Source organism: Reinekea sp. (genome assembly GCF_046710285.1).
Taxonomy (GTDB): domain Bacteria; phylum Pseudomonadota; class Gammaproteobacteria; order Pseudomonadales; family Natronospirillaceae; genus Reinekea.
In genome coordinates, this window is sequence record NZ_JBKEGY010000024.1 from 44,423 (window position 1) to 54,998 (window position 10,576).

Annotated in this window: 8 protein-coding genes; 6 read left to right on the forward strand and 2 right to left on the reverse strand. The window is 44.1% G+C overall.

Annotated elements, in window-relative coordinates; all coding sequences use genetic code 11:
• Positions 1 to 7: 7 nt before the first annotated feature.
• Positions 8 to 2,482 carry a glycogen/starch/alpha-glucan phosphorylase gene (locus ACI882_RS14750; RefSeq protein ID WP_411743494.1) on the reverse strand — a complete coding sequence of 825 codons (2,475 nt, stop codon included), beginning with the start codon at positions 2,480 to 2,482 and terminating at the stop codon, positions 8 to 10.
• A gap of 406 nt (positions 2,483 to 2,888) precedes the next feature.
• Positions 2,889 to 4,100, reverse strand: coding sequence for an MFS transporter (locus ACI882_RS14755; RefSeq protein ID WP_411743495.1), 1,212 nt, complete (start codon positions 4,098 to 4,100; stop codon positions 2,889 to 2,891).
• A 249-nt stretch (positions 4,101 to 4,349) separates the two neighbouring features.
• Between ACI882_RS14755 and ACI882_RS14760 the strand changes: the two genes are divergently transcribed.
• The 6 genes from ACI882_RS14760 to ACI882_RS14785 all read left to right on the forward strand — a co-directional run.
• The gene (locus ACI882_RS14760; protein WP_411743496.1) at positions 4,350 to 5,306 is read left to right on the forward strand and encodes an AAA family ATPase; all 957 of its coding nucleotides are present in this window, start codon (positions 4,350 to 4,352) and stop codon (positions 5,304 to 5,306) included.
• A complete protein-coding gene (locus ACI882_RS14765; RefSeq protein WP_411743497.1) occupies positions 5,306 to 6,226 on the forward strand; it encodes a DUF58 domain-containing protein in 921 nt (306 codons plus the stop codon). The genes ACI882_RS14760 and ACI882_RS14765 overlap by 1 nt, the downstream gene beginning before the upstream one ends.
• Positions 6,214 to 6,681, forward strand: a complete 468-nt coding sequence (locus ACI882_RS14770) for a DUF4381 domain-containing protein (protein ID WP_411743498.1) — start codon at positions 6,214 to 6,216, stop codon at positions 6,679 to 6,681. The genes ACI882_RS14765 and ACI882_RS14770 overlap by 13 nt, the downstream gene beginning before the upstream one ends.
• A complete protein-coding gene (locus tag ACI882_RS14775) occupies positions 6,678 to 7,640 on the forward strand; it encodes a VWA domain-containing protein (protein WP_411743499.1) in 963 nt (320 codons plus the stop codon). Before ACI882_RS14770 ends, ACI882_RS14775 begins: the two co-directional genes overlap by 4 nt.
• Positions 7,637 to 9,358, forward strand: coding sequence for a VWA domain-containing protein (locus ACI882_RS14780; RefSeq protein WP_411743500.1), 1,722 nt, complete (start codon positions 7,637 to 7,639; stop codon positions 9,356 to 9,358). Before ACI882_RS14775 ends, ACI882_RS14780 begins: the two co-directional genes overlap by 4 nt.
• The coding region (locus ACI882_RS14785; RefSeq protein WP_411748521.1) for a BatD family protein at positions 9,358 to 10,576 on the forward strand (1,219 nt) is incomplete at its 3' end. The genes ACI882_RS14780 and ACI882_RS14785, both read left to right, overlap by 1 nt.

Genomic DNA, 10,576 nt, shown 5'->3' on the forward strand with positions numbered 1-10,576 from the left:
CTACAGCTTATTTCTTAGCCGCTGGTACGCCATCGATATGCCAAATGTAATCGGCATAATCTTGGATCGAACGGTCTGAGTTGAACTTCGCTAAACTCGCTGTATTGATGATAGCAGCGCGTGCCCATGCTTTAGGGTTGCGATACAAAGCATCAATCTTTTTATGCGCTTCAGAGTAAGCTTCATAGTCTGGTAAGACCATAAATGGATCGCTTTCAACTAAGTTATGCTTAACCGAGGCTAACAAGCCGGGTTCGCCCGGAGTAAAGAAGTCACCTTCTAACCAGTCAAGAACCGCTTTAAGCTCTTCGTTATTTCTGTAGTATTCTGCCGGGTTGTAACCTTTGTTTTGCAAGGCAACAACATCGTCTACTTCCATTCCAAAAATAACTACATTGTCTTTGCCTGCTTCTTCGGCAATTTCAATGTTTGCGCCATCCATCGTGCCAATAGTAATGGCACCATTTAACGCCAACTTCATGTTACCAGTACCAGAAGCTTCTTTACCGGCTAAAGAGATTTGCTCTGATACGTCAGATGCTGGAATCAATTTTTCAGCTAAAGACACACGGTAGTTAGGTAAGAATACAACTTTGATCTTATCGTTTATACGAGTATCGCTATTGATTTTCTCTGCCACTTTATTGATCGCAAAAATAATATCTTTTGCCAACTTATAGCCCGGTGCCGCCTTAGCGCCAAATATAAACACACGTGGGTGCATGTCGTAACTTGGGTCGATCAAGATTCGACGGTACAGCGCCATAATATGCAACAAGTTTAGATGCTGACGTTTATATTCGTGTAAGCGTTTAATTTGCACATCAAAAATAGCGTCTGCACTGACATCTACATCAGTCAGCTCTTTAATGACTTTAACAAAGTCTTCTTTGTTTGCACGCTTAACAGCCATGTATTCTTTTTGGAAATCAGTGTCATCAGCAAATTGCTTTAGACCTTCTAGTTTTTCCAAATAACGCGGCCAATCTGTATCGACATGCTTTTCTATAAGCGTTGATAAGCGCGGGTTACATGCTTTCATCCAGCGCCGTGGCGTAATGCCATTGGTCACGTTGACAAACTTTTCTGGCCACAATGCATCAAGTTCTGGGAACAAATCTTTCTTAACTAATTCAGAGTGAATTTGCGCCACACCGTTGACCGTGTGTGAACCAACTGCAGATAGGTGACCCATACGAATCATCTGGGCTTCGCCTTCTTCAACGATAGAAAGTTTACGCTTTATGTCATCGTTGCCAGGCCATTTTGGTTCTACTTCTTGTGTCAGAAAACGGCTGTTGATTTCTAAAATAATTTCCATGTGACGCGGAAGTACTTTTTCGATCAACTTAAGTGGCCATTTTTCTAATGCCTCTGGCAATAGAGTGTGGTTGGTGTAAGAAAAAGTTTCGCGAGTCATTGCCCAAGCATCATTCCAAGCAAAATCTTCTTCATCGACCAATACGCGCATTAATTCAGGAATCGCAATAGCAGGGTGTGTATCGTTTAACTGCATCGCGTTTAACTTAGCAAAGTTGCCTAAGTCATCGCCATGCGCAGCTTTATATCGACGCATAACATCGGCAATAGAGGCGGCACTGAAGAAGTATTGCTGAATTAAACGAAGCTCTTTGCCCGCCTCCGTTTCATCATTTGGGTATAAAACTTTTGATACGGTCTCTGCTTGCACAGATTCAGCATAAGCATCAACGTAACCGCCAGAATTAAACACATCCCAATCAAAGAATTTGTCAGCTCGCGACTCCCATAAACGTAAAACGTTAACGTTTTGACCACCGTAACCGACAATTGGAATATCCCAAGGTATGGCTCTTAAAGTACGAGCTGGATGCCAAACTTTGCTGATTTTCCCTTGGTCATAAACGGTTTCTACATAACCGTATAGTTTGACGATTTGCTGTGATTCTGGGCGGCAAATCTCCCATGGACTTCCAAATTCACGCCACTGATCCGGACGCTCTACCTGACGACCTTTATGAAACTCTTGGCGAAACAAACCATGTTCATAGTGAATACCATAACCAACAGCAGGAATATTTAAGGTTGCCATTGAATCAATAAAGCATGCGGCTAGGCGGCCTAAACCACCGTTGCCAAGAGCCATATCGGGCTCTTCTTCTAAAATGTCGGCAATTTCAAGGTTCAAATCTTTTAATGCTTGTTCAGCAACTTCATACAACCCCAAGTTTTGTAGGTTGTTAGACATCAAGCGACCCATCAAAAACTCTAACGATAGGTAATGCACTGCTCGAGCATTTTTACCGGCGTGCGTCTTACGTGTACGACTGACACCATCGTATACGAACTCATTGACCGCAGCGGCAACCGCTTGGCCCCAGGCTTGGTTAGAAGCCTTCTCTTCATATGTACCTAATGTAGATCGCAAATGCTTGACGACAGATTCTTTAAATTGCTTTGCGGTAAGTGCTGGCTTTGGTGCCACTGACTTTTTACTCGGCATAGGAATACCACCCGTATGGTTGTGAAGTGAACATAATCTATAAGTTATAGATCATGGCAAAACTGATGTTGAAGAGAATCATACGCAGTCAGAGTTAAAGGTGAAGTATGAAAATGACCGAGGTATAGCCCCTACCTAGCTCCACCCTTTAGCCTTGCTTGGATTGGTCAAATTAAACTCAACTATAAACTGGAATATTGCAGCTCAGCGCACTCTTTCAAGCAATTGAGTCAATTTTAATCGACACACTATCGGCATACAGATGAAAAATACTCACCTATGTTGCGGCACAAAAATAAACATAATTTTTTGTTAGTGGACTCAAAATTAGACCTTTAGGATTGAAAAGGGTTGTCTGACTGCGGAATCAGGCCTCATGGCGAGGTCTGATAACCTTAATATTAGCTCAAACCCGAAATGATTGGCGAGCCAATACTAAACTAACTAATACAAAAACGGCCATTGACCAGAGTATCGCCGAGACACTGACGCCCGCATCGATCATTATCCCTAACAAAAACGGTGATGCTGCCGTGCTCATAACACCTAGCGCCGTATTCAATGACCTAATCGAGCCTAGATGGGTGGTGCCATAAACCTCGGCCCATAGTGCATTGGTAATAGTGCCCGCCATGCCAATACCTCCCGCAAGCATTGCCATCATCACAAAGACAACCCAGACGCCATTAAAAGTCGCGGCTGTAGCGAGCCCTAAGAAAAGTGGTGCGCCTAAAAAAATTAACAGACTCGCGGCAGAATAACGATCAACTAGCGTACCGGTGACAAGAGAGGTTAACCAATGAACACCCCCGTAAATGACAAAACTGGTCGCAAACAGAGCAGTACTCCAGCCTTTTTCACTCAGAAAATACGGTTGCTGAACAAAAATACCGGTCACAATAAATCCAGGCGCTAGTATCAATGGTAGTGCCAACCAAAAACGTTTATCGCGCAGTACTGTTCTTCGCGAACCATCGGGGACATTATGAGCCTGTTGTTTCGTCACGATGCCTAGCTGGTCTACTTCACTTGGTCCTGCTTTATGCAGTAACCAATGAGTGACCGGCAAGTAAATACAGATTATCGACAACGCGACGATTAACCAACTGTTCTGCCAACCTACAAGAGCGATCACTAACACCAGAAGTGAAGGTAATAGCATTTCCCCAATAGGCACTCCACTACCAGCAACACTAATACTTCTTCCTCGACTAGCTGAAAAGTATCGTCCCATCGAGGTCATTGCGGTATGAGGTAATAGCCCTTGACCAAAAAACCGCAGCATAAATAAGGCTATCACCAAGCTGACCACTGAGTCCATTTGCCACATAACCAAGCTGGCAGAAAATAGTCCAAGTGAAATAACCGAAACAAAAAGACTCAATGGCACTTTATCAATAGATCCGCCAACCACCATGATAATCAATCCACTGCACAGTGTCGCCACAGAGTAGGCCAAACCATAGGAAGAAGAAGACAGTGCAAGTTCAGCCTGAATAGGCGCTGCAAACCAGCTAATAAAGAACGACTGTCCAAAATTACCGAAAAAAACTGTTAACAAGCCGAATATCAGCATCGGCCAATAAGCACGAAGTACATCTATATAACCGCGTATCACAAAGTAAGTCCTAGATTAGTGAGTGTTGGAACAATTGCCAAAAGAAAGATCTTATCATTGAAAACCGCAAAGCCGCAGCACCTATATAGAATAGGTGTATTCTAAATACTGCACCAAGACCACCCTTAATTGGTTGAAATCATCAATTTTATAAATAAAATGAAATTAACCAGTAAACAAGCTTGAAACCCGCGTCTAACGCTCATAACTTAGGGTTTCATTTGGTCAATTTATTTTAAGATTACATTTATGGACGCCCAAAACGCGATTAATCAGTTAAAACAATCCCTCGTCACCCGCATTATTGGTCAAGAAGAATTGGTTGAGTCTCTGATCCTATGTTTGCTGGCCGATGGGCATCTACTCGTCGAAGGTGCGCCCGGTTTAGCAAAAACAACCGCGATTAAGACGCTAGCCGACTCCATTCATGGTGATTTCCAGCGCATCCAGTTCACACCTGACTTAATGCCATCTGATGTTACCGGCTCAGATATTTATCGCGTTGAAGAGCATCGCTTTGAATTCCAAGCTGGGCCTATTTTCGCCAACCTCGTTTTAGCCGATGAAATCAACCGGGCACCGGCTAAAGTTCAGTCAGCACTCTTAGAAGCCATGTCTGAGAAGCAAGTTTCGGTTAACGGTACGACACATCCTTTGCCAAACCCGTTTTTAGTCATGGCGACTCAAAACCCGGTAGAAAACGAAGGTACTTATCCGCTACCCGAAGCTCAGCTCGATCGCTTCATTATGAAGGTAAATTTAGATTACCCCAGCATTGAAAATGAACAAAAAATATTACGTTTAGCTCGCGCCGAGCAAGCCCATCAATTACCTGAACTGACCTCTTTAGACTTAGATTTACTATTGCAGGCCAGAGAAGCATTAAATGACATACACGTCAGTGATGCGGTAGAGCAATACATTTTGCATTTGGTTCACGCCACTAGAGAGCCTGAGCTTTATAGCCCTGCCCTTGCAAGCACAATTGATTATGGTGCTTCGCCTCGTGCGACGATTGCCTTAGAGCGCCTTGCGCGTGGTTTAGCCTGGTTAGAAGGTTCCGAGTTTGTAACCCCTGATCATGTACAACGGGTTGCGTCTCGGGTACTCGCACATCGCATTGTTATTTCACTCAATGCCCAAGCCTCAGGTAGAGATGCCTACGCGATTATCTACGAATTATTACAATCGGTCGCTATTGCCTAATGAACGCGCTATCTGCATACGATCCATTTGCCATAAAGGGGGCAACGGTCAGTATCGAGGCATTACTCAATACTCAGTTGCTTGCGCAAGACACCAGCCGCTTAAAGAATGACCGAACCAAGTCACGTAAAGCGGGCGATCAACGCTCGTTTTTTAGAGGGCAAGGTCGAGAGTTTATTGAAATGAAGCATTACCAAAACGGTGATGACATTCGTCGTATTGACTGGAAAATAACCGCACGAAAACAATTACCTTTTGTACGTGTGATGGAAGAAGACCGCCATGCTGAACAAGCCATTTGGATAAACTTAACGCCGAGTTGCTACTTTGGCACGTCACGCTGTTTAAAGTCAGTCATGTTAGTGCATTGGGCGGCATTTCTTGTTTGGCGTTTTTTACATTTAAAACATCCTCTTCGCCTCATGATACAAGTAGGCGATAAGTTTGATGAGTTTAAAATCAGCAACAAACAACAAGCGGCCCAAGCATGTCATGCATTAGCAGCAAGCCATGAAAATTTAGCCAATACGTATCAAACAATTCCCGACTCAACTGACATTAACTGGCCGAGTCATTGGCGAGGCAAACCCAACTTGTGGTTACTGTCCGATTTTCAACAAACTAATTTAAGTATGATAAGACAAGCCATTCCTGTTTCTCGAATCAATAAGATTACCTTACTACAGGTTGTAGATCACTTCGAGCAGGAACTGCCGCGCTCTGGCCGCTTACCCGTCAAACATCGCTCGACCCAAACCGTCATTGATACTGAGCGTCACTCAGCCCGAACCGAACATGCTGACCAGTTCCTGTTAAAGCAGCAGTCTTTAGCGCAACTTGCGCACTACTTTGGTGGCTTGCTTATAAGCGCTTCGAATCAGTCCTTTGATTGGCAGGATGTATCTAAATGGCCAGTCTGATATTTCTAGCAAACCAAATATCGGTACCGCCGGAGCTGTTAGAGCAACTAGCACCGAATGATCCAATAACGGTTGTTAGCCCCTGGCCATTGGCCATCGGTTATTGGATTGTCTTAATTATAGCTTTGGCATTATTTACCGCGTTTATTTTTTATTGGCGCAGAACTCAAAAATTACGTACTTACTTAAAACAACTTAAAACAATTCGTCGATCTAAGTCACTCACGCAGTGCAGTGATGTACACCTTTTGCTGCGCAAAGTATTACAGAATCACTCTGTTACGTTGGCCAGCTGTAATGACAAACAATTTTCTCAGTACATATTATCAACGCTGCAAACGACTGAATTGCCTGCTTGGGTAAACGCTCACTATCGCGATAACCAGCAACCAACACTACCTTGGTCGGAAATCAAACAACTTGTTAAGCTCTGGACTAAGGAGGCACCGCAATGACCTTCGCCTGGCCTTGGTTGCTGTTACTCATCCTAGCCCCACTTGGGCTACTGATAAAAAAACCGATGAGCACTTATAGCCAAGAAGCAATTGCACACCCATATTTAGCGACCATAGGATCTCAGTCGCAAAAATCACAAAAAAGAAAGTGGGTCTCTGGCCGCTTTTTCTTAGTCTGGTTAACTTGGTCTCTTCTCATTGTCGCGCTTGCTCGTCCGCAATGGCTCGGCGAGCCCACCGCACAACCTAATATTGGTCGCAGTGTAATGCTCAGTGTTGATATTTCTGGCAGCATGGGTGAAACCGATATGGTTTGGAACAATCAGCGAGTGGCTCGTTATCAGGCGGTGCAAGCGATAGTCGGTGATTTTGCCATAGAGCGCCGTGGTGATTTTTTAGGCTTGGTGGTCTTTGGCTCATTTGCAGACATTCAAGCCCCCTTGACTCCCGATGTTGATGCAGTAAAAAACATTCTAATTGATTTACTGCCCGGCATGGCCGGTGACAGTACCGCCATTGGTGACGGGTTAGCTTTGGCCGTGCAACGCCTACGTGAAATTGATACACCTGAGAAAGTAATTATTTTGTTGTCTGATGGTGAAAACCATGCTGGCAGTATAACGCCATTAGATGCCGCCGAGATTGCAAAACAAAGTGATATTCGAGTACACACCATTGGCTTTGGTCGCAAAGGGTCTGCTTTTTTTGGCGACGCTGTTGATGCAAAAACACTCAGTGAAATTGCTAACTTAACCGGCGGCCAGTTTTTCCGTGCCACCAGTAGTGCCGAATTACAAAGTGTTTTTGCTGCGATCGATACCTTAGAACCGAGCGAAGACGCTGGGCAGGAATATCGAGTGGTTAGTGAATGGTTTTATTGGCCGCTGTCTCTTGCCATGCTGTTAACCATGCTCCTAACAACTTCGCACCTTTGGTTTAGGAGGCAAACAATACAATGACATTTGTTAGACCCGAGTGGTTATGGCTCTTTATTGTTTTAATTCCCATCACGTATCTGTGGTTAAAGCATGCCCAACCTAAAACAAATTGGCAGCAGGTTATAGAAGCTGACTTATACCAAGCCATTGCCGGAAACCTTAAACAATCGCATCGCAAACAAAGCTGGTTGTTACCGCTTATGTTCGCGCTCGCTATCATTGCTATCGCTGGGCCCGCACTCAAGCTTGGTAATGTGCAAACAGCCACGCAGGGGAACCTTGTAGTGATTTTGGATAACAGCTTATCAATGGAAGCTACCGATGTAACGCCGAATAGAATTACGCGGGCAAAGCGCATGATCACGGATTGGACGCAAAACGGGCTATTCTCACAATCTGCCGTCATCGTTTATTCTGGCTCTGCGCACTGGTTAACACCCTTTACCGGAGATGCTAAAACCTTAGATGTTCAGCTTGCCCCTATTGACCCATTTATAATGCCTGCACTTGGCAGTCATCCTGAGTATGCTTTTGCATTGCTCAATGAACGTCTAAATACCTTACCTGAATCACAGTTAAATATACTTTGGTTAACGGATGACATTACGCTTAAGCAAGCGGATAAAATTGAACGCATGCTTCCTGAAAAAGCCAATAAATACTTAGCTATAATAGGCACCGAGCAAGGCAGCGCGATCCCCTTACCTAACGACAACGGTTTTTTAACCGATGGCGATAACATGGTCATTGTTAAAGTAGATCGTTCGCAGCTTCATAATATCGGGCAAAAAATTGGCTTTAACTCGATCAATTTAGGTGACCAACCGACACCTGACCTGCTCAGTAAAAACATCAACCAGAAGACATTGGTACCCAATAGCCAAGAAGTGGGTTATTGGTTGGTTATCCCGATTATTGCGCTCTTTATTTTATTGATGAGAAGCCAAGCGCATTTGTTGTTTACCGTTGCGGTCATTGCGTTTGTTTCTTATCCGAGCGACAGTTACGCAAACGAGATCAGTGACTTATTTTTAAACGCCGATCAAAAAGCGAAACAATTTCTTGATCAGCAAGAATATCAACAGGCACTAGAAACTGCTAAGTCAGCTGAGTTAAAAGGCCATGCGGCTTTTGGTTTGGGTGATTATGAACTAGCGGCTGATGAGTTTGAAAACTTAAACACGGCGACAGGCTTTTATAACTATGGCAATAGCTTGGCACAACAAGGCAAGCTCCCAGAAGCTATTAGCGCCTATGATCAAGCTCTAACCTTGGCGGATCATACGAATGCTCGCAACAACAAACTAGCCATTGAAGCGTTCTTAAAGCAACAAGAGCAACAGCAATCACAAGATTCATCTACGGAGCAGCAACCAGACAACAAAGAAGCCGGTGATCCTCAGTCTTCCGAGTCAGAATCTAATCAGTCAGAGCAAGGCGAACCTGAACAGAGTCAAAATTCTCCTTCAGAGGCCGCTGAACCAACCGAGTCAGAACAACAGTCGGAGGCAGAAGCTAGCGAAGAGTCGAACGAAGAGCCTGAAGAAAGCGACCAACAAAACGCAAACCAAGGCCAGGAAACAAACGAATCAGCACTGAGCCCTGAAGAATTACGTCAACAGCAACAAATTGAATCTCTATTGAATCAATTAGAGTCAACACCGGGTTATGTAACCCAGCACAAATTTAAATATCAGTTCCAACAAAACCCAACGCAAGAAGAAGGCACATTATGGTAATGGGTAAACAAGCGCTTTTATTGATACTGCTCATATTTACGGCTTCATTAGGTTTTGCCCAAGTAACGGCGCGCGCGGACCGGCTTGAAATTTACGATGACGAAACCTTCATACTTACCGTCTCGGTTTCACCTTCAACTCAATTAAGTCGTGCCGACATTTCCGCACTGGAAAGTATTTTTACGATTATCTCACGCGGTCAATCATCACAATCTTCATCCGTGAATGGTCAACGTACTTCCGTTACAGAATATCAATTTAGGCTCGCACCTAAAGAATTTGGCTTGCTCGGCTTACCCGTATTTACAGTAAACAACGAACAAAGCGATGCCTTTTTTATCAATGTAAAAGATTCAAAGAGTCGTACCAATAATTTAGACCCAGATGCCATTCGATACAGCATCGACGTTAGTAATAAAAGCCCCTACGTTGATCAGACTATTAGCCTAACGATCGAAATTGCCTATCGCATTGCCTTGACTGGCCAGTTCTCAAACTACAGCTTCCCTGGCTTTGAAAAAGGCACCGACACCGAGCAACAATCTGTTGAGACTCGCCAAGGAAAAAGCTACAACGTTTATAAAAGAACCATCACGCTCACGCCGAGGCAAGCTGGTGAATTTAGCTTACCTGACATTGCGTTTTTGGGGCAATATCAAGTATCCAGCGCTCGGCCTGCACAGCGTATTAATCTAAATGCAAAGCCACCTAAAATAACTGTAAAACCGATTCCCGCAGAATACCCTGCAGGCGCTTACTGGTTGCCGGCTGAGAATTTAGAAGTTGAAGATAACTTAAGTCAAAAAATTTCGTTGGAAGAAAACGAACACCTCAGCTGGAGTATTACTCAAACCGTCACTGGTTTAAGCGCCAACCTATTACCCGACCCACTAGCTGCTATTGAAAACAACGCTACTTTTCAACTTTATCGTGACAACCCAATTTTCAAAAACGTTGAAAATGAAGGCACACGAAAAGATATAACCGCCTTATCGGCTAAAACTAACGCTGGCCCTACTCTAACCCTACCAAAAGTAAGCATACCTTGGTGGAACATAGAAACCGACCAGCTCGAATACGCGACCTTACCGAGCCGTAACATCACTATAACAGCATCGACTAGTCGCCCTAGCCAAACAGAAAGCAGCACGAACGAAACTAACCAACCAGTAGTTGCTAGCCAGCCAAGTTCTATATGGCAATGGGTCAGCTTAGTTT